General features: G+C 36.1%; 1 protein-coding gene. It reads right to left on the bottom strand.

From position 1 onward, the window contains the following. Nucleotides 1–280 (bottom strand): hypothetical protein (locus ACOSDM_RS20270; protein WP_420726345.1); only part of this gene is annotated, 280 nt, incomplete at both ends.

Genomic DNA, 280 nt, shown 5'->3' on the forward strand with positions numbered 1-280 from the left:
TTTTCCACGCCGGCAATAGAATACCTTTCTCATTTTTAGAAATGGCAGCAGCATGGATTAACACAAACCCAGAAGAAATTAAGTGCAACCTCCAGACTAGATCAAGAATTGTATTCGCTTTCATATTACTGAAATTTTTTTCAAAAATCAGATGGCGCTGCTTGAATAAACTTTTATGTCCATCAAGCATCATATATGAAGAATCAGATGCCCAAAAAAACCTTTTCGAATTCCCATCTATTCCATAACTTACCTTACCATTCTTGAGAAGTGCATCAGG

It is taken from the genome of Hwanghaeella sp. LZ110, assembly GCF_048892525.1.
GTDB lineage: Bacteria > Pseudomonadota > Alphaproteobacteria > UBA8366 > Aestuariispiraceae > Pacificispira.